This window comes from Clostridium sp. Marseille-Q2269, from assembly GCF_943736985.1.
Lineage (GTDB): Bacteria > Bacillota > Clostridia > Clostridiales > Clostridiaceae > Clostridium_F.
Window position 1 is genome coordinate 15,845 of record NZ_CALSFS010000004.1, and the last position, 21,086, is coordinate 36,930.

Below are 21,086 nucleotides of genomic sequence, written 5' to 3' on the forward strand. Positions count from 1 at the left end.
GTGAAACTTAAAATAAATAATTTAACTAAAAAATATTCAGATAAGATAGCTGTAAAAGATTTTTCTATAGAGATGACTGAAGGGGTCTATGGATTATTAGGGCCTAATGGAGCAGGAAAAACTACATTAATGAGGATAATTTCTGATGTACTTAATCCCACTAGTGGACAAATTTTAGTAAACAACGTGGATAAAAATGATTTAGGGGAAAATTATAGAGATTTATTAGGATATTTACCACAGGATATGGGATATTATAATAATTTTACAGCAGAAAGATTTTTAAAGTATGTGGGAGCCCTAAAGGGCTTAAGTAAAAACACAGTTAAAGAAAGAATAGAAAAACTTTTAGAAGTTGTGAGTCTTGCAGATTGTAGAAAGAAAAAAGTAGGCAAATTTTCTGGAGGAATGAAACAAAGATTAGGAATAGCCCAGGCACTTTTAAATGATCCTAAGATTTTAATATTAGATGAACCAACAGCAGGATTAGATCCTAAAGAGAGAATCAGGTTTAGAAATTTAATTTCAGATATATCCAAAGATAGGATTATTATTTTGTCTACTCACATTGTTGGAGATATAGAATATATTGCGAAAAAAGTTATTTTAATAAGAGAAGGACAGCTTATTAAATGCTCTACAGGAGAAGAACTCCTTAAAGAAATGAAAGGCAAAGTTTGGAAAGTAAAAATGGATGAGAAAGATATATCAGAATATGAAAAGACATATCAAGTAGTAAATATTATGAGAAAGATAGGGAAAGTAGAACTTAGAATAATAAGTTCTAATAAACCAGAAGGAGATTCTATAGATATTGAACCCAATTTTGAAGATATGTACATGCATTATTTTAATGAAAAAATAGAGTAGTATTTTGACAAGATTTCATAATAAAATTTCACAATGAAATATAGCTTAGAATATTAAAAAGTTAGGAAAATATACAGGAGAATATAACAGGGGGGTTGAAACATGGAATTATTAAAGCACGAATTATATAAAATATTTTCTAAAAAGTACTTGCTCTTAATATTAGGAGGAATACTGTTATTGGTTCATGGCTCTAATGGTATTATTGAATTTAAAGAGGTTAAAAATTATTATGAATCAACAAATGTATTATATAATTATACAAAACCTTTTGAAGGAAAAATAACTAAGGGGAAAGAAGAAAAATTATCTAATATTGTTAAAAGTACTAAAGATAAAGATGATAGTAGGAAAAGAATATATGAACGAATATGGAATAATTATTCTCAGCAAAATAGACCAAAATTTGTAGCTATAGCTGATGTTTTAAGAAAAGCAGATCCACTGTTTTATAATAAAAAACTAGATAGTAGACCTCAAGATTTTAAAGGATATACACTAAAGGAATTAGATAAAAATTTAATGGATCTTAAAAAATTTGGAAAGGAAAATTCTTATGAATATAAAAATAAAACTATAGCTAATGATATGTATAAAAAACTTTCAGAACCTAAGTTTTTTTATACAGAAGGGTGGCAATATATATCTAGTTTTGTAAATGAGACAAATTTTATTATTATAGTTATAATGCTTTTGTTAGGGGTCTCTCCTATGTTTTCAGATGAATATAAAACTAAAGTAGATACAATAATTTTATCTACTAAAAAAGGTAGAAGTCAGTGTGTTAGGGCAAAGATATTAGCTTCTATTATATATGCTGTATTTATAACTTTTATATGTAATCTTATAAGTACTGTTTTAGTAAATATAGCATATGGATGGCAAGGATTTAGTGCACCTATGCAATGTTTATGGGATTTTATATGTTCTCCATATAATCTTACTATAGGCGAATTTAATCTTACATTATTTTTTACAACAGTAATAGGAGCTATAATATTTGCACTATTGATATTGCTGATATCTAATATTACAAGATCATCTATGATGACTTTCTTTATTTCTGGATTTATATTGATGTTTCCAATGTTAGTACAAAGATTTGGTGCAAATGCAAACTTTTGGTGGGAAAAGCCTTTGATAAGCTTAAGTATTGCACAGATTCTTAGTGGTGTAAAAATATATGATGTATTTTCTACTATTAATATATTTGGACATCCTGTGATTTACCCTTATTTTATATTAACCTACTCCGCTCTGTTAGCAATTTTATTAATATATATTTTACACAATAGATTAAAATATGAACAGATAAAATAATAATATAATCTTTATATAGTTTCAACTATTTATAATGAATTTATATTTTAAATAAAATTTTATAGATAGTTGAAAATCTATATTGTTATAAGATTTATGAATAGTTATAGAAAATAACAATTTATTAAGAGATAATTGTATTATATATTTATAATATGTAATAGAGAAATATATAAAAGAGAAGGATTGTTATATATGGCATATGTTTATATTTTAGAGTGTAAGGATGGAACTTTATATACAGGATGGACAACAGATATTGAAAGAAGAATAAGTGAGCACAATAAAGGAACAGGTGCAAAATATACTAGAGCTAGAAGACCAGTGGTTTTAAAATATTTTGAGAAATTTAATACTAATAGAGAAGCCATGAAAAGAGAATATGAAATCAAAACATTTTCTAGAAAAGATAAAATAAAATTAATTGATTATAATTCGATGGGATTGTAAATAATATCAATATTATATAACTTTATGAGCATATTAAAATTATAAAAAATATGGAAAATTAAAGCTAGTTAAGCTATTGACAATGTTTATAATATAACTTATCATAATAATTAAATATTTAAAAATTATATAAATTTATAGCAAAGAAGAGGAATAGTAGATTCCTATGCTTTTTACAGAGAAGGATGTAAGATGAGAATTCCTAAAAGCTAAGTTTTGAACCAGCCTCAGAGTTCTGTACTGAAATTTAAGTAGGATACAGCGGAAAAATTCCGTTATCAATAAAAGTGAGCATATTTTATATGTTAACAAGGGTGGTACCACCGGCATAACTTCGGTCCCTGTCTAGGGATTAGGAGTTTTTTTATTTATAAAAATAAATTCTAGGGAGGAATTTAATATGGCAAAAAATAAAAAGTTTGTTGAAGATATTACACCTATGGATGAAGACTTTGCACAATGGTATACAGATATAGTAAAAAAGGCTGAACTTGCAGATTATTCAAGTGTAAGAGGTTGTATGATAATACGTCCTTATGCCTATGGTATGTGGGAAATGATTCAAAAGGATTTAGATTCAAGGTTTAAAGCTACAGGACATGAAAATGTATATATGCCTTTATTTATACCAGAAAGCTTACTAAATAAAGAAAAGGATCATATAGAAGGGTTTGCACCAGAAGTTGCATGGGTAACTCATGGTGGAGAAGAAGAACTTACAGAAAGATTATGTGTTAGACCTACATCAGAAACATTATTCTGTGAACACTATGCTAAAATAGTTCAATCTTATAAAGATTTACCAAAACTTTATAATCAATGGTGTTCAGTAGTAAGATGGGAAAAAACTACAAGACCATTTTTAAGAACTGCAGAATTCTTATGGCAAGAAGGTCATACAATTCATGCTACAGCAGAAGAAGCTAGAAAAGAAACAGAACAAATGCTTAATGTGTATGCAGAACATGTTGAAAATGTATTGGCTATACCTGTAATAAAGGGACAAAAGACAGAAAAAGAAAAATTTGCAGGAGCAGAAGCCACATATACAATAGAAAGTTTAATGCATGATGGTAAAGCATTGCAAACAGGTACATCACATTATCTTGGAGATCATTTTGCAAAAGCTTTTGGAATACAATATTCAGATAAAGAAGGAAAACTTCAAAATGTTCATCAAACTTCATGGGGAGTTACAACTCGTATGCTAGGGGCTATAATAATGGTTCACGGAGATGATAGTGGATTAGTAGTTCCACCAAGAATAGCCCCAATACAAGTAGTTATAGTTCCAGTAGCTCAACATAAAGAAGGAGTACTTGATAAGGCATATGAACTAAAAGAAAGAGTTTCAAAAGTAGCTAGAGTTAAACTTGATGATACAGATAAAATGCCAGGTTGGAAGTTTAACGAATATGAAATGAAAGGTGTTCCAATAAGATTAGAAGTTGGTCCTAAAGATATAGAAAAAAATCAAGTAGTATTAGCAAGAAGAGATACAGGAGAAAAAATAGTAGTTTCTATGGATGAATTAGAGACAGTTATACCAGAACTTTTAGATAATATACACGAAACTATGTACAACAAAGCTAAAAAGAGAATGGAAGAAAAAACTAGTGTAGCTAAAGATATGGACGAATTTAAAAAAGTTGTTGAAGATAAAGATGGTTTTGTAAAAGCTATGTGGTGCGGAGATATAGAATGTGAAGAAAAAATAAAAGAAGAAACAGGAGCTAGTTCTAGATGCATACCATTTAATGAAGAACATGTATCAGATACTTGCGTATGCTGTGGTAAAAAAGCTAAAAACCTAGTTTACTGGGGAAGAGCATACTAATATAATTTTCATAAAAAATTATATTTAATTTAGTATATTAAAATTAGAAAAAGGCATAGAAAAATCTATAATTATTTTTCTATGTCTTTTCTCAATGTTTATTTATGGTAACCTTTAACTTAGTATTTGTAAATTATGGTGTAATTTTTTTTGTAAAGAGGTATAATGTATGTGTAATAGGAAAAATAAATTATTTATTGAGGGGGTATTCTTTTGGACATAAACAGCGTAATAGAGAATCTAAAAGAAGATCTTATAGATTCTACCGCAGAATTAGTTAAAATTAAAAGTATAGCAGGGGAAGCAAAAGAAGGTAAACCTTATGGGGAAGGCGTAGCTAGTGCTTTAGAAAAAGCATTAGAAATAAGTAAAAAGTTAGGTTTTAAAACTGTAAATGTAGATGGTTATGTTGGCTATGCAGAATATGGTGAAGGTGACGAATATGTGGGTGTTTTAGGACATCTAGATATAGTTCCAGAGGGAGACGGATGGAAATATCCACCTTATGGGGCAGAAATACATGATGGAAAGATGCATGGTAGAGGAACTACAGATGATAAAGGACCTATAATTGCAGCATTATATGGATTAAAGGCTATAAAAGAAGCTAAACTTCCTTTGTCTAAAAAAGTTAGAATTTTATTTGGAACAAACGAAGAAATGGGATCTACTGAAATAGAGCATTATTTAGCAAAAGAGAAACCACCAGTACTTGGATTTACTCCTGATGCTGAGTACCCAATAATTTATGCTGAAAAAGGAATTACAATATTTGATGTAGTAAAAGATTTAAAGGTAAAAAGCAATAAAGATATTAAATTAAAATATATTAAAGGTGGAGAAGCTTCTAATATGGTACCAGATTATTGTGAAGCTGGCATAGAATGCACAGATACTGATATGGTTATAAGAGCTGTAGAGTATTGTGCCACTAAAAATAAAATAGATTTAAGTGCAGAAGAAAAAGAAGGATTAGTTGTAATTAAATCTATGGGTATGTCTGCTCATGGTAGTACACCAGAGCTTGGGAAAAATGCTATAATGCAAATGTTTAAAATTTTAGCAGACCTTCCATTAGGACATTGTGATGAATTACAATTTATAAGATTTTTCAATAATAATGTAGGAAATGAAACTGATGGTAAATCTTTTGGAGTAGATCTAGAAGATAAACCTTCAGGTAAATTAAGCTTTAATGTTGGAACTATTTCTATGGATGAAAATGAAATAAGAATGTCATTAAACTTAAGATATCCAGTTACACATAAAGTAGAGGATCTTATGGAAAGATTCAATAAAAAAATAGAAGGAACAGAAATAAGAATAGAAAATTTGGAAGATCAAAAACCTTTATATTTTGATGCTGAACATAAATTGATAAAATCATTACAAAAGGTATATAAAGAACAAACAGGAAAAGAACCAAAACTATTGGCTATAGGGGGAGGAACTTATGCAAAGGAAATGCCTAATATAGTTGCTTTTGGACCAATTTTCCCAGGAGAACCAGATGTAATTCATAAAAAAGATGAATATATAGGATTAGAAAATTTAGTTTTAAATGCTAAAATATACGGACATGCTATATATGAATTAGCTAAATAGTATATTTATAAGATTTATAGTTATTTGGAAAAAAGATATGAGATAAATGTATAATATTTGCTCATATCTTTTATTTCTCTATAATAATTTACATTACTGTATAGTTTTCTTGGAATAAAAATTGTATTTATAATATAGAAGAATATATATATAAAGTGATATTAAAGGTACATATAGATATGATATCCATAAGTTAATGTTAAATTTATTATTAAATATTTTATTTAACAAATATTTAATAATAAATTTAACATTAGTCCAAATAACAATATAGTAATAACAAAAAAAATGTAATACTATTTATAGGAGAGAATAATTATATTTATTTTTTTATAATTATGATAAAATATACTATACTGCATGTTTAGGGTGTAAATTTATTTAATATAAAACGGAGGAAAAATTATGTCTAAGAATAGTAAATTTGACAAAAATAAAATAAAGTATGTTGCTTATTATGCTGTAGCAGTGGCTTTAATAGTGTTTATGCTTAATGATTACATTACAAATATAAAATCCGATCATATAAAATATAGCGAATTTATGAAATATTTAAATCAAAATAAAATAGAAGAAGTTCAATTAACAAGAGATAAAATAATAATTCATCCTAAGATAAAAGAAGGAGAAAAGAATAAAATCATGTACACAGAGGCAGTTTATGACCCTGATTTAGTAAAAAAATTAGCATCTGCTAATGTGAAATATGGTGGCGTTCCTCAGGAAAGTTCAGCTATAAAAAGTTTTATTTTCAACTGGATTATACCTATGATGATATTTATGTTCTTTGGAAAATTGATATTTGGAAAATTGAATAAAAAGATGGGTAGTGGTGTTATGTCTTTTGGGAAGAACACTGCTAAAATATATGGGGAAAATGAAACAGGAGTTAATTTTCAAGATGTAGCAGGACAAGATGAAGCTAAAGAATCTTTAGTGGAAATTGTAGACTTTCTACATAAACCGGAAAGATACACAGACATAGGTGCCAGGCTGCCTAAAGGAGCACTACTTGTAGGTCCTCCAGGAACAGGTAAAACTTTATTAGCTAAGGCAGTAGCGGGAGAAGCTAAAGTACCTTTCTTTTCACTGTCAGGTTCAAGTTTTGTAGAAATGTTTGTAGGTATGGGGGCTGCCAGAGTAAGAGATTTATTTGAGCAAGCTCAAGACAAAGCCCCGTGCATAATATTTATAGATGAGATAGATGCTATAGGTAAGAGCAGAGATAATGCTATGAGTAGTAATGATGAAAGAGAACAAACTTTAAATCAGCTTTTGGCTGAAATGGATGGATTTGATTCATCTAAAGGTGTTGTTATACTGGCTGCTACTAATAGACCAGAAATATTAGATAAAGCTCTTTTAAGACCAGGTAGATTTGATAGAAGAGTAATAGTAGATAGACCAGATTTAAAGGGAAGAGAAGATATATTAAAGGTTCACTCAGATGGAGTAAAAATATCAAAAGAAGTAGATATGTTATCTATTGCAAAAAGTACTCCAGGAGCAGTAGGTTCTGATTTAGCTAATATAATAAATGAAGCAGCATTAAGAGCTGTTAAAAATGGTAGACAAGAAGTTATACAAGAGGATTTAGAAGAAGCTGTTGAAGTTATTATTGCAGGTAAAGAGAAAAAAGATAGAATACTATCTCCACAAGAAAAAAGGCAAGTTGCTTTTCATGAGGTTGGGCATGCTCTTATAGCAGCATTACTTCCTAATACAGATCCAGTGCACAAAATAACTATTGTTCCAAGAACTATGGGAGCATTGGGTTATACTATGCAACTTCCAACAGAAGATAAATATTTAATAAATAAAGAAGAAATGATGGACCAAATAACAGTAATGTTAGGAGGACGTTCTGCGGAAGAAGTTAAATTTAATTCTGTATCTACAGGAGCTGCAAATGATATAGAAAGAGCTACTCAAACTGCTAGAAGTATGGTTTCCGTATATGGTATGACTGAAAGATTTGACATGATGGCTTTAGAATCCGTTCAAAATAAATATCTAGATGGAAGACCAGTTCAAAATTGTAGCGCAGAAACAGCAGCTATAATAGATGAAGAAGCATTAAATATAATAAAAAATTGTCATGAAAAAGCAAAGGGCGTTTTAAAAGAAAATGAAGAATTATTAAATAAAATAACAGAAAGATTGCTAGAGAAGGAAACTCTTATGGGGGATGAATTCATGGCAATGGTTAAAGGAGAAAATAATTCTATATCAAAGCAAGTAGATGTGGATGAAGAGAAAAAAGTATTAGAAGAGAAAAGTAATGAAGGTAAATTAGAAGATAAAATATCAGATGAAAAGAATATAGATGATTCTGTAGTGGAGAATAAAAGCGTAGATATAGATGATAAACAACCTACAGAAGAATAGAACGAAATGGAGAGATGTTTATGGATAATAAGGAAATTAACAATTCCATAGATAAATGTATAGACCTAAGTATGGAGAAAGAATATCTAGATTTTATAATAGATAAAATTAGAAAAGAAACTAGCATATATTTAGATAAAAGAAAAGATACAGTACAAGATATAGTAGAATATAGAAAAGAATTTTTAGAAGAAGATAAAAATGATGAAGATAAGGTAGTAGAGTATTTTGATCATGATAGATATTTAAAAGAGAAACTTTATGGATTTATAGACAAAAAGCTAAAAGAATTAACAGTTTTAGAACAAAATCCTTATTTTGGGAGAGTTAATTTTATAGATGAAGGTGATGAGGATTCCATATATATAGGTAGATATGGCTTTTTAGAAACTGGCAGTTATAAGCCTTTTATTGTGGATTGGAGAGCTCCTATATCTCAAATATTTTATCAAGGCAAGCTAGGCAATATACCTTACGAATCACCAGAAGGTGAAATAGAGGTAGATGTTAAATCCAAAAGACAATATGTTATTCGTAAGGGAATATTAAAGGGTATGTTTGATTCTGTTTTAGATGTAAAAGATGAAGTTCTTCAAATGGTCCTAACTGAAAATACTAAGGAAAAATTAAAAGATATAGTTATGACTATACAAGAAGAGCAAGATAATTTAATTAGACAACCTAAAGATAAATCTATAATTGTAAATGGAGTGGCAGGTAGTGGAAAAACTACCATCGCTCTTCATAGAGTAGCGTACTTACTATATAATTATAGAAAGCAGATACAAGATAAAGTACTAATACTAGGACCCAATAATATTTTTGTAGATTATATATCAGAGGTATTACCAAGCCTAGGTGAAAATGGTGTTAAACAAACTACATTTAAGGATTTTATAGAAGATCTAATTCCTATAGATAAGTTCATAGGATATGATGATTATATAAAAAGACTTATAGGAAAAGATAATAAGTTTATAGAAGATATAAAACATAAACAATCTATGGACTATATGAAAGATTTAAATAATTTTATGGATAGCTTAGAACAAAATACATTTACTACAAAAGATGTAATATTAGTTGATGAAGTTGCTATCAGTAAAAAAGAAATAGATGAAATGCTGTATTCTTATTATAAATATATGCCGTTGTTTAAAAGGAGTAAAAAGGTAAAAAGAATAGTTTTTTCTAAGATAAGAGATGCAAGAAATAAAAAAGTTTATGAGATTAAAAAGCAGTATGAAGAAAAGATAAGTAAATTATCAAAAGAAGAGCTAGAACTTAGTAAAAATAATATAGAATTTGAAAGAAAAAATACTATAAGAAGTTTAGTAAAAAAATCTATAGAACTAAAAAAATCATTAGTATGGTTAAATAATCCACAGGTTTTAGATGTATATAATGAATTTAATAAAAATAAGGAACTTACTATAGATGATGTTATTGCTATATTATATTTAAAAATAAAATTAGAGGGTTTAAGATACAAAAATGAAATAAAACACATAGTAATAGATGAAGCACAGGATTATTCATTCTTACAATTTGTAGTATTAAAAGAGCTTACTGATTGTCAATCTTTCACTATAGTAGGAGATGTTAATCAAAGAACATTACCTTGTAATAATCAGATTCCTATGTTATGCTTAGATTCTGTCTTTGATAGAGTTGATGTAGAATATTTTAATTTAGATAAAAGTTATAGATCAACAAAAGAGATTATGGAATATGCTAATAAATATTTGTCAACTAATAAAATTGTTCCTTTAGTAAGAGAAGGGGAGCCTGTAAAAGAAGTAACAGTAAATAATACACAGGAATTAGTAGATAAAATTAATTACTATTTAGATTATTTAGATAATAAAGAATATGAAAATATTGCAATTATAACAGCAACACTAGAAAAAGGTAAAGTTATAGGAGCAGAATTGAAGAAAGAAAGATATATAAATCTAATACACAGAGAAGATATAATTTATTCTGGAGGAAAGATTATAATTCCTTCTTACTTATCAAAAGGATTAGAATTTGATGCCACCATTCTAGTATTAGATGATAACAATGAAATAGAGCATTTAAAATATATAATGGCTACAAGAGCATTGCATGAAATGATAGTTGTACACAATGAAGATGAAAAGTTATAAACAATGTGGATAAGTTTTCATTAACAATGTGGACTATTTATATAAATAAAAACTCTATTGAAAAATGTTTTATACTATGAGTTGTAATTAATAAGGCTTTAAATAAAATTAAAATAAAGAACTCCTAATTTATAAGAGTATATAAATTAGGAGTTCTTTATTTTTTAATGAAATTTTCCGAATTATATCTAAATTAAAAAGTCTCTTTTAATAAAAGCGTATATAAAAATTACATTAAATTATAACCTGTAATTAATTATTTGTTAAACAAATTTAATAAGTTTAATAAATTGCTAAGTTAGTTTGTTTTAAAATTTAAAAAATCTTCAATTATAGATTCTTTAATTTGCGGAATTTTAGAAAAGTCCATATTAGTAGCATAATATTTTTCTAAATCATCATGAATATTTTTTTCAGAATTAAGTATATCTGTAGCCTTATTTATAAGTTTATAAAATAATTCCTTAGTTTCATTTATTTTTGATCTGTTGTTATTTAGGATAGATAAATCTAATAAATTATCCATATATATTTGCTCACCATCTAAAAATTCCTTGTTAATTTCGTTAGAGGTCATAATTGCAGAATCAAGTTCTGGAATTGCAATATGTTCTATCATATTTGGAACTAGAGGGTTATGATAGTACTCAACAAATAAACCTCTATTTATAGCTTCATTACCTAAGGCAGTTAATATTTCTGTTTTACCAGTACCAGGGGCTCCGTTTAAAACGTACATGTTTTTTGTACTGCTATAAATACTATCTGTGTGGCTTACAATTCCTTCAGGAGTAATGGCACTTATAAATAGATGTCTTTTTCCACCTTTACCAGGCATAAAAGTATTTTGTTTAAATAAATTATTCTTCAATTCTGACTCTAGTTTATATAGATTATCATAGTTTTTAGCATTGCAGTTTAATACTCTCCAATCTTCATGGATAGATCTAGCTGCATTTAAGTATCTGTAGGCTCTTTTAAATGTTTCACTTATTTCATTGCTTACTTTTATTATCTCATTCTTATGATTTTTTAATTCATTTTCATCTAGTAAATCACCTAGATTTATTATTTTATCTATTGCGCCAGGTACCTTGGGATCTAGCATATGAGGGGCTGTTCCATCTACCATAGCCACTTTCAATTCTTTTATTTTTATAGAATCCAAAGAGTTACTATCTGAAGAACAATGAAAAAATTCTAAAGTATAATTATTATTTATAAAAAAATCTGCAATACTTTTCATTAATGAAGATTTACCAGTGCCTGGACCACCTTTTAAGTATATAATTCTATTAGCTGTATTAACATCTATTATATTATTAAAGAGAGAGTAGAAGCCTTCAGAGGTATTACCACCAGCAAAGAAGTGTTTTGATGGGTTTATCAAAAAAATCAACTCCTTAATTAAAATCACTATATATAATATGCACAAAACATAATTTTGTATACTAATTAGGATTTAACTATTGAGTTATGATTTCAATTAAAATATACATACTGAATTAGTAAAAATCTCTATCTACAGTTATAACTGAATTATACTGTGGGTGCATTTTTTTTATAGAATCATCTATATCTTTTTTTAGTTTATCTTCTAATTCTGAAGTAAGTTTAAAAGAATGATCTATTACTATGTCAAATATTAAATTCTTATATTCATCTTCTCCTACTATTCTAAAATCGTGCATTGATTTTATTATAGGAAACCTTTCTAAAGCTTTTGAGACCTCTCTACGAGTAAAAGATACTTCTTTATTATCTACATTAACAGGATCCATGTGAATTACTAAGAGAAGATCTAATTTTTCAGATATTTCTTTCTCAGCTTTATCTATAACTTCATGAATCTTAACAATAGATTCGTTTGAAGGAACTTCAGCATGAATTGACGCCATATATCGTCTTGGACCGTAATTGTGTATTATTAAATCATGTACACCCATTATTAAATCATTTCTCATAATGTTATCTACAATTTCATTTACAAGTTTTGAATCTGGAGCTTCTCCAAGTATTGGACTTAATGTTTCTTTTATTAAACTTATACCAGAATATAATATAAAAAGTGAAATTACAATTCCGAAATATCCATCTAAGGGTATTGATATCCATTTACTTGTAATTAAAGATAATGCTACAAAAAATGAAGCAATAACATCACTTAGTGCATCAAAAGAGGTAGCTTTTAAAGCATTTGAATCTATTTTTTTACCTATAGATTTATTAAAAATACTTAACCATAGCTTTACAAGAATAGATAGGACAAGAATAACAAATGGTATAAGTTGAAATTTAACGAAAGTTGGATGAATTATCTTATTGAAAGAAGATTTAATAAATTCTACACCAACTAATAAAACCATAAAAGATACTATAAATCCAGACAAATATTCTATTCTGCCATGACCAAAAGGATGCTCTTTATCTGCTGGCTTTGAAGCAAGTTTGAAACCTAAAAATGTAATTATAGAAGAAGCTGCATCAGATAAATTATTGAATGCATCAGCTATAACAGCTATACTATTTGAAATTAATCCTATAGATAATTTTGTTACAAATAATATGATATTACATAGTATACCTACAATACTTGCTAAATACCCATAAGCATCTCTTACTTTTTTGTTATTAACATTATTATGATTTTTAATAAATTTTGTTATTAGAAATCTAGTAAACATAGAAAACACCTGCCAAGTTTAGAATAATAAATTCTAATAGAATTCATTATGTATTATAACATATAAACTTTTCCTTATTTTATATTTTGGGGATTTTTAAAAAGATTATTTATTTTAAAAAGTTATATATATATTATTTGAATGAGTATATATAAAATAATCAAATTAAATTTTGTTTTCAAATTGATTATTATAGATACTTTTTATAAGATAATTCTCACTAATTATATATAACAATAATATTATGAATATGTAGGATAAATATTCATAGGAAAGGAATAAAAAAAGTGGATGAATTTAATGAAGCATATAATTTAGCTGTAGGTTATGAGGAAAAAAAGCAAATATTTAATTCTTTAATAGAGTATAGAAAAGCTTTGTTTTATTGCGAAAATGAAATTCTAGAGAATTCTATAGAAGATAAAATTTATAAACTAGAGTATAGAAATAATGATGTAGAAACTATAGAAAAAATTAAGCAATACAACATGGAAATAGAAAAATTTGTTGTTGATCAATTCATGCATCCTGATTTAGATTTAAAATTCGAAGATTATGTAACTACAAAAAAGCCAAAGGTAAAAGAAAATCTAAAAGTTTTATTTGGAACTATGGAAATTGCAAATCAAATGAGCACGTATTCAAAAGCCCTTAGGAAACAAGGAGTAGAATCATTTACTTTAAATTATTATCCTAATTGGATTAATTACAATAGTTCCGACTTTAAGTTGTATGGTGACAATAATACAACAATTAAACATCTAGCCAAATTAATTTCTCAATTTGATGTATTTCATTTTTTCTTTGGATCAACTCTTTGGGCAAACTTAATAGATATAAAGATATTAAAGAAAATAAATAAAAAGGCTTTCATGAACTATTGGGGTTCAGAAATAAGGCAATATTCTAAAGCTGTAAAGATAAATAAATATATTAAAGTAAAAACAAAAAATGAAAAACATATTATGGAGAAAATAGATTTATGTGCAAAATATATAGATAATTGCATTGTTGCTGATAAGGAGTTATATAGGTATATTGACGGATGTTATAAAAACGTATATTTTATACCTCAGGCTATAGATATTAGTGAATATAAGCCAATAGTGAATGATTATGAAAATAAGCAGTTTTTTATTGTTCATGCTCCAACAAATGCAGAATGTAAAGGAACAAAATATATAATTGAAGCAATAGATAACTTAAAGAAAAAATATAGTTTTGATTTTCAATTGGTAGAAAAAGTTCCTCATATAGAAGCAAAAAAGATTTATAGAGAAGCAGACTTAATAGTTGATCAGATACTGGGAGGAAGTTATGGATTGTTTTCTATAGAATGTATGTGTATGGGGAAACCGGTAGTTTGTTATATAAGCGATTATATGAAAAATAATTATCCAGAAGATATTCCAATAATATCTGCTAATCCAAGTAACATAGAACAAAAATTGGAGTATATATTAAATAACAAGCATATTTTATATGATATATCTAAAAAAGGAATAGAGTATACCAAGAAATATCATGACATGAATAAAATAGCTAAACAGTTAATTCATATATATAAATAATCTTATGGGGGAATTTTGGTGATTAAAAATAAAAAGATTTTATTAACAGGCGGGGCAGGATTTATAGGAACAAAGCTATGTGAAGAGTTATATAAAAATAATAAAATATGGTTATACGATAATCTTAATAGAAATTCTATAAAAAATACTAATTTGTTGGACTATTCTAATATAAAACTTATACAAGGAGATGTATTAGACTTTGATAATTTAAAAAAAACTATAGATAAAATAAAACCTAACATAGTTGTTCATTTAGCAGCTATTGCAGGAATAGATACAGTTATAAAAAATCCTGTTAATACTATGAAAGTTAATATGATAGGTACATTCAATATTCTAGAAGTTTTAAAAGATTGTGAGGGATTTCTAGAAAGATTTGTAGATTTTTCAACATCAGAAGTTTTTGGATCTTATGCATATAAGGTGGAAGAAACTTCTAATACAAATTTGGCACCTGTAGGAGAAGCAAGGTGGACATATTCCATAAGTAAATTAGCAGGAGAACATTTAACCTATAGTTATTACAAAGAGTATAAATTACCTACTGTTTCAGTTAGACCATTTAATATATATGGTCCAGGACAAGTAGGTGAAGGGGCTATACATGAGTTTGTAACAAGAGCTATAAAAAATGAAGATATTAATATCCATGGAGACGGTGATCAAATTAGATCTTGGTGCTATATAGAAGATTTTATAAATGGAATTATGCTTTGTATTGAAAATGAGGATGCAATAGGAAATTCTTTTAATATTGGTAATCCAAGAGGGACAATTACCATAAGTATGTTAGCTAAACTCATAAAAAATATTTCAAAATCAAATTCTAAAATTAAATATATTCCTAAAAATTATGTTGATGTTGAACTAAGGATGCCCAGTATAGATAAGGCTAAAAATATTTTGGGATTTATACCTAAATATGATTTAGAAAAAGGGTTGGAAGAAACAATAAAATGGTATACGAGGAATTTAGATAATGATTAGACTATCAGTACCTTTTATTGATGATAATGAGATGAATGAAATAAAAAACGTTTTAAATTCAGGATATCTGGTACAAGGGAATAAAGTAGAAGAATTTGAAAACTTGATAAAGGAGTATCTACATGTTAAGCATGCTATAGCTGTAAGCAATGGAACAGCAGCCTTACATTTATCTTTGATTGCACTAGATATTAAACCTAGTGATGAAATTATAGTACCAGATTTTACATTCCCAGCCACATCAAATGTGGTGGAGAATATTGGAGCTAAAAGTATTTTTGTAGATATAAATTTGGATGATTTTTGTATTGATACAGATGAGATTGAAAATAAAATTAATAATAATACAAAAGTAATAATTCCAGTACACGAATTCGGACAAGTGTCAAATATGGATAAAATAATGGATTTAGCATCCAAGTATAGTTTAAGGGTAGTAGAAGATGCAGCGTGTGCTTTAGGTGCTGAGTACAAAAATAAAAAAATAGGTACTATAGGAGATTTAGGATGTTTTAGTTTTCATCCTAGAAAATCAATAACAACTGGAGAAGGTGGTATAGTTGTAACTAACAATGATGAATTTGCAAGAAAAATACGAGCTATAAGAAATCATGGTATGGACTATTATCATGGAACACCTAAATTTATATTTTCTGGACTTAACTATAGGATGACCAATATACAAGGTGCTATGGGAGTTGCCCAATTTAGAAAATTAGATAAAATAAACAAAGTTAGAAAAATTATAGCTAATAAATATAACGAAAGATTATACAATATAAAAGAAATAATTTTACCAAGAGAAAAAGAATATAGTAAACATATTTGGCAAACTTATCATATACTTTTAAATAAATCTATAAATAGAGATTCTATCATAGAAAATTTAAAAGAAAAAGGTATAGAAACAAATATAGGAGCTTATGCAGTTCATGAACAAGATTATTATAAGAAAAAATATAGTTATGATGATAAAGAATTTAAAAAATCAAGTTTTGCGTGGAAACAAGGATTAGCATTACCTCTTTATGTAGGAATAAAGGATAATGAAATCGATTATATAGTAAGTCAACTAAAGGATTATATTTATAATTAATAAGAATTTAATGGAGAAATAATTGCAAGTATTGAGTTAATTAAATTAATATAGGTTGAATATATTAATAACGTGGTGGAGATAGAAATATGGATAATAAAAAAATCAAGGAGTATTTAAAGGGCTATTTAGATGAAGAACGTTTAGAGATGAAAAAAAAATTTAATAGAATACTTCCAACCAATGAGCTTTTATATGATAGATGGGAAAAAGCATCTTTAATAAAAGCAGGAGAAGGATCTAGTATATATGATACCAGTGTAATAATGGGGGATGTTAAAATAGGAAATAATGTTTGGATTGGTCCTTTTACAATGATTGAAGGCATAAATGGCAAAATTACTATTGGAGATAACTGCGATATTTCAACAGGAGTACAAATATATACTCATGATTCATCTTTAAGGGTTGTAAGTGGAGGAAAGGAAGATTTAGTAAAAGGAGACGTAACAATTTTAGAAAATACTTATATAGGAAGTATGAGTATAATAAAACATGGAGTAAAAATTGGAAAAAGATGTATAATAGGAGCTAATAGTTTTGTAAATAAGGATATTGAAGATTATAGCGTAGCTTTTGGAACTCCAGCTAAAGTAGTTGGTAAGGTTATTTTAAAAGATGATTATGTAAGTATAAAGTATTATAAATAAAAATTATATAGAAAGTTTAGTTTGCTATGTCAAAATATTTACGTACATTTATTTAAAATATGATTCTGTAAGCTCAATTTTAATAGCTTAACCTAGTGTAAAGTAAATTGACCAAATTCCAATATTTGGTCTTAACTTTGTGTAAAGAAGATTGATGTAACTTCATTGTAGATTTTCCAAAGTGTAGAATAATCTGTGTAAACTCCATAAGAATGATAGAATGATTCTTATAAAAATAGAGGATACACAGATTATTTTATTTAATATAAATAATCAATTAAAACAACAAAACCTGTAAGTGGAAAAAATGTTTGGGGAAAACCAAATTGATATTTGAGGAATTGGATATGAGATAATTGGCATATATAGAAAATAAATTTTATCATCTTTATTGTAAAGGACAGCTAACTGATATTAAGGTGACAGAGTAATCATAAGAAAATAGTAGAATTATTTATATATAGTGGAAAATAAAGGGGATAATCTGTTTATTAATAATATAATACATATATAATATTTATGAGTTTATTTGGTATAATTAATATAAAATATAAGTAGGTGGTGTTTTTGTGAACAATTATTTAAAAATATCTCAGAATCTTTTGAATTTTATATATGATAGCCCTTCACCTTTTCATGTTGTAAACAATATGAAATCTATTCTTGATTCCAATCATTATGAGGAGCTCAAAGACAGTGAAAAATGGAATCTTGTAAAAGGTGGAAAGTATTATACTATAAAAAATCAATCTGCTATTATAGCTTTTTGTATTGGAAATAAACAAATAGAAGATTGTGGTATTAGAATAGTAGGGGCTCATACTGATTCACCAACATTTAAAATAAAACCAAATCCACAAATATTTTCTAAAGGAAATTATATAAAACTAAATACAGAAGTATATGGAGGTCCTATATTAAATACTTGGATGGACAGGCCTTTATCTTTAGCAGGAAGAGTTACAGTAAGGAGTAAAAACCCATTTAAGCCTGAAATGAAGCTTGTTAATGTAAAAAGACCAATACTTATAATACCTAATTTAGCTATTCATATGAATAGAAGTGTTAATAAAGGCTATGAATTAAATAAACAAAAAGATATGTTACCTATTTTAGGGTTGATAAATGAAAAATTAGAGGAAGAAGATTATTTATTAAGGATATTATGTAAGGAGTTAAATGTAGAAAAATCTGATATATTAGATTTTGAATTATTATTATATGAATTTGAAAAAGGATGTATTATGGGGATAGATGATGAATTTATATCTTCTTCCAAATTAGATGATTTGTCTATGGTTCATGCAGGATTAAATGCCTTGATAGAAAGTGATATAGAAGATTCAAGCCAAATGTTAGTTTGTTTTGATAACGAAGAAGTAGGTAGTTCTACAAAACAAGGAGCAGATTCTCCATTACTTTCAAGTATTATAGAAAGAATTGTTATAGGATTAGGAAAAGATAGAGAAGATTATTTTAGAACTCTTTCTAAATCTTTTATGATATCTTGTGATTCTGCTCATGCAGTTCATCCAAATACAGAAGAAAAGGCTGATCCAACGAATAAACCTATAATAAATAAAGGACCAGTTATAAAAATTAATGCAAATCAAAGCTATACTTCTGATGCATATTCTACATCTGTATATGAAGAAATTTGTGATTTAGCTGAGGTTCCAGTACAAAAATTCGTTAATAGATCTGATGAAAGAGGCGGATCTACTATTGGACCAATATCTTCAACTCATGTAAATATTGATTCTGTAGATGTAGGTACTGCACTTTTAGCCATGCATTCTGTTAGAGAACTTGGGGGAGTAAAAGATCAGTTTTACATGATAGAATCATTGAAGAAATTTTATACTTTAAAATAAAAATAATAAATAGCTATTGATTTGTTTTATTATTCATGTTAAACTAATAAAAATTCAATTAAATAAAAGCTACTTATGGAGAGGCGCTGTAATTATTAGTATTTATTCTTAGTCGGCGGACTGTGAGGAATAAAGAAAGGGATTATGGCCGAAGGAAGAAGTTTTGCAAAAATTTTTCCTGGCTTTGCATAGAATATATGTAAGGCTGTCACTTGAAAAAAGTGGAGAGCTGCATAGGTACACAGACGTTGCATATTATTTATGTTTATTTAAATAATGCAGCAAAGGTGTTCCTTTGTTGCATTATTTTTTTATAAAAAATATGTACGCTGTAATACTTATTAGATTTTGGAGCAGTTGATTTAAAGTGGCTTATTTATAATTAGGGGGCATTTATATGGCAATAATCGTTCAAAAATATGGAGGTACATCCGTAGCAACAGTAGAAAAAATACAAAATATAGCTAAATCTGTTGTAAAAAGAAAAAAAGAAGGAAATGATCTGGTAGTTGTAGTTTCTGCTATGGGGCATACTACAGACAATCTTATAAAATTGGCTAAGGATATAAGTAGTACACCAGATAAAAGAGAATTAGATGCATTGATTTCTACAGGAGAAATGGTATCAGCATCTCTTTTATCTATGGCAATCAAGGAACTAGGAGAAGATTCTATAAGTTACACAGCCTATCAAATAAATATAAGTACAAATGGACAATATGGAAAATCCTTAATAAATGATATTGATGAAAAAAGAATAGATAAAAGTTTAAAAGAAGGAAAAGTTGTTGTTGTTGCAGGATTTCAAGGAATAAATTGTGATGGTAATATAACAACTTTAGGTAGAGGCGGTTCAGATACTTCAGCAGTGGCAATAGCAGCAAAATTAAATAATGCTGTGTGTGAAATATATACAGATGTAGATGGTATATACAGTGTAGATCCTAGAGTGTACAATAAAGCTAAAAAATTAGATTACATAGATTATGAAGAAATGTTAGAACTGTCTAGCTTGGGAGCTCAAGTTATGCATTCAAGATCTATAGAATTAGCAGAAAAATATCACATACCTATTTATGTAGGTTTAAGTAATGGTAATACTAAGGGAACAGTTATTAAGGGGATGAATAATATGAATATGGAAATAAAATCAGTAACAGGATTAGCAACTAGTGATGATGATGTTGCAATAACAATTGAAGATATAAAAGAAAGTATAAATGTGGTAGCAGACATATTTGGTAAATTGGCAGAAAAACAAATTAATATAGATATAATAAGTCAAACAGCACCTATAAATAGCAAAATAAGTTTATCCTTTACTATACCAAAGGAAGATTTAAAGGATTGTATGAATATAATAAAAGCTTATGCACCACAGGATAAAATAAGAATAGATGAAAACTTAACTAAATTTTCTATAGTGGGAATAGGTATGAAAAATACATCAGGGGTTGCAGCTAGGATGTTAAAATTATTTAGTGATAATAACATAAAAGTAAAAATGATAACAACTTCAGAAATAAGAATTACCTGTGCAATAAATGTAGAAGATAAAATAGATGCTATAAATTTAGTGGCAAAAGAATTCAATCTATAAA

At 27.4% G+C, this 21,086-nt stretch carries 15 protein-coding genes, 1 riboswitch and 1 other annotated feature; of the genes, 13 read left to right on the forward strand and 2 right to left on the reverse strand.

The window, feature by feature from the left end:
- From NGI68_RS07435 to NGI68_RS07465, 7 genes are all read left to right on the forward strand, one after another.
- The gene (locus NGI68_RS07435) at positions 1 to 870 is read left to right on the forward strand and encodes an ABC transporter ATP-binding protein (RefSeq protein WP_251860847.1); all 870 of its coding nucleotides are present in this window, start codon (positions 1 to 3) and stop codon (positions 868 to 870) included.
- 102 nt (positions 871 to 972) lie between these two features.
- Complete coding sequence (locus NGI68_RS07440; protein ID WP_251860848.1) at positions 973 to 2,190, forward strand: ABC transporter permease; 1,218 nt, start codon at positions 973 to 975, stop codon at positions 2,188 to 2,190.
- A gap of 195 nt (positions 2,191 to 2,385) precedes the next feature.
- Complete coding sequence (locus tag NGI68_RS07445; protein WP_251860849.1) at positions 2,386 to 2,640, forward strand: GIY-YIG nuclease family protein; 255 nt, start codon at positions 2,386 to 2,388, stop codon at positions 2,638 to 2,640.
- A gap of 134 nt (positions 2,641 to 2,774) precedes the next feature.
- Positions 2,775 to 2,986, forward strand: a binding site (T-box leader).
- 54 nt (positions 2,987 to 3,040) lie between these two features.
- On the forward strand, positions 3,041 to 4,477 hold the full coding sequence (proS, locus tag NGI68_RS07450) for a proline--tRNA ligase (protein WP_251860850.1): 1,437 nt from the start codon (positions 3,041 to 3,043) through the stop codon (positions 4,475 to 4,477).
- Between the two features lie 213 nt (positions 4,478 to 4,690).
- A complete protein-coding gene (pepV, locus tag NGI68_RS07455) occupies positions 4,691 to 6,082 on the forward strand; it encodes a dipeptidase PepV (protein ID WP_251860851.1) in 1,392 nt (463 codons plus the stop codon).
- A gap of 405 nt (positions 6,083 to 6,487) precedes the next feature.
- Positions 6,488 to 8,470 carry an ATP-dependent zinc metalloprotease FtsH gene (gene ftsH, locus NGI68_RS07460; RefSeq protein ID WP_251860852.1) on the forward strand — a complete coding sequence of 661 codons (1,983 nt, stop codon included), beginning with the start codon at positions 6,488 to 6,490 and terminating at the stop codon, positions 8,468 to 8,470.
- A 20-nt stretch (positions 8,471 to 8,490) separates the two neighbouring features.
- Positions 8,491 to 10,620, forward strand: a complete 2,130-nt coding sequence (locus NGI68_RS07465; protein ID WP_251860853.1) for a HelD family protein — start codon at positions 8,491 to 8,493, stop codon at positions 10,618 to 10,620.
- A gap of 298 nt (positions 10,621 to 10,918) precedes the next feature.
- Here the strand turns inward: NGI68_RS07465 and NGI68_RS07470 are convergent, their stop codons facing one another.
- The gene (locus tag NGI68_RS07470; RefSeq protein WP_251860854.1) at positions 10,919 to 12,010 is read right to left on the reverse strand and encodes a PRK06851 family protein; all 1,092 of its coding nucleotides are present in this window, start codon (positions 12,008 to 12,010) and stop codon (positions 10,919 to 10,921) included.
- A gap of 115 nt (positions 12,011 to 12,125) precedes the next feature.
- Positions 12,126 to 13,304, reverse strand: coding sequence for a cation diffusion facilitator family transporter (locus tag NGI68_RS07475; RefSeq protein WP_251860855.1), 1,179 nt, complete (start codon positions 13,302 to 13,304; stop codon positions 12,126 to 12,128).
- Between the two features lie 287 nt (positions 13,305 to 13,591).
- Between NGI68_RS07475 and NGI68_RS07480 the strand changes: the two genes are divergently transcribed.
- The 6 genes from NGI68_RS07480 (at position 13,592) to NGI68_RS07505 (ending at position 21,085) form a co-directional block, all read left to right on the forward strand.
- Complete coding sequence (locus tag NGI68_RS07480; RefSeq protein ID WP_251860856.1) at positions 13,592 to 14,875, forward strand: glycosyltransferase family protein; 1,284 nt, start codon at positions 13,592 to 13,594, stop codon at positions 14,873 to 14,875.
- Between the two features lie 18 nt (positions 14,876 to 14,893).
- Positions 14,894 to 15,865, forward strand: coding sequence for an NAD-dependent epimerase/dehydratase family protein (locus tag NGI68_RS07485; RefSeq protein WP_251860857.1), 972 nt, complete (start codon positions 14,894 to 14,896; stop codon positions 15,863 to 15,865).
- The gene (locus NGI68_RS07490; RefSeq protein WP_251860858.1) at positions 15,858 to 16,961 is read left to right on the forward strand and encodes a DegT/DnrJ/EryC1/StrS family aminotransferase; all 1,104 of its coding nucleotides are present in this window, start codon (positions 15,858 to 15,860) and stop codon (positions 16,959 to 16,961) included. The genes NGI68_RS07485 and NGI68_RS07490 overlap by 8 nt, the downstream gene beginning before the upstream one ends.
- An 89-nt stretch (positions 16,962 to 17,050) precedes the next feature.
- The gene (locus NGI68_RS07495) at positions 17,051 to 17,611 is read left to right on the forward strand and encodes an acyltransferase (protein WP_251860859.1); all 561 of its coding nucleotides are present in this window, start codon (positions 17,051 to 17,053) and stop codon (positions 17,609 to 17,611) included.
- Positions 17,612 to 18,180: 569 nt separating this feature from the next.
- Complete coding sequence (locus NGI68_RS07500; RefSeq protein WP_251860860.1) at positions 18,181 to 19,485, forward strand: M18 family aminopeptidase; 1,305 nt, start codon at positions 18,181 to 18,183, stop codon at positions 19,483 to 19,485.
- A gap of 70 nt (positions 19,486 to 19,555) precedes the next feature.
- Positions 19,556 to 19,725, forward strand: a riboswitch (Lysine riboswitch).
- A gap of 157 nt (positions 19,726 to 19,882) precedes the next feature.
- Positions 19,883 to 21,085 carry an aspartate kinase gene (locus NGI68_RS07505; RefSeq protein ID WP_251860861.1) on the forward strand — a complete coding sequence of 401 codons (1,203 nt, stop codon included), beginning with the start codon at positions 19,883 to 19,885 and terminating at the stop codon, positions 21,083 to 21,085.
- Position 21,086 lies beyond the last annotated feature (1 nt).

Coding starts and splice junctions, on each gene's coding strand:
- NGI68_RS07490 (WP_251860858.1), top strand. CDS start 15,858: ATGATTAGACTATCAGTACCTTTTATTGATGATAATGAGATGAATGAA.
- ftsH (WP_251860852.1), top strand. CDS start 6,488: ATGTCTAAGAATAGTAAATTTGACAAAAATAAAATAAAGTATGTTGCT.
- NGI68_RS07505 (WP_251860861.1), top strand. CDS start 19,883: ATGGCAATAATCGTTCAAAAATATGGAGGTACATCCGTAGCAACAGTA.
- proS (WP_251860850.1), top strand. CDS start 3,041: ATGGCAAAAAATAAAAAGTTTGTTGAAGATATTACACCTATGGATGAA.
- NGI68_RS07465 (WP_251860853.1), top strand. CDS start 8,491: ATGGATAATAAGGAAATTAACAATTCCATAGATAAATGTATAGACCTA.
- NGI68_RS07440 (WP_251860848.1), top strand. CDS start 973: ATGGAATTATTAAAGCACGAATTATATAAAATATTTTCTAAAAAGTAC.
- NGI68_RS07475 (WP_251860855.1), bottom strand. CDS start 13,304: ATGTTTACTAGATTTCTAATAACAAAATTTATTAAAAATCATAATAAT.
- NGI68_RS07495 (WP_251860859.1), top strand. CDS start 17,051: ATGGATAATAAAAAAATCAAGGAGTATTTAAAGGGCTATTTAGATGAA.
- NGI68_RS07445 (WP_251860849.1), top strand. CDS start 2,386: ATGGCATATGTTTATATTTTAGAGTGTAAGGATGGAACTTTATATACA.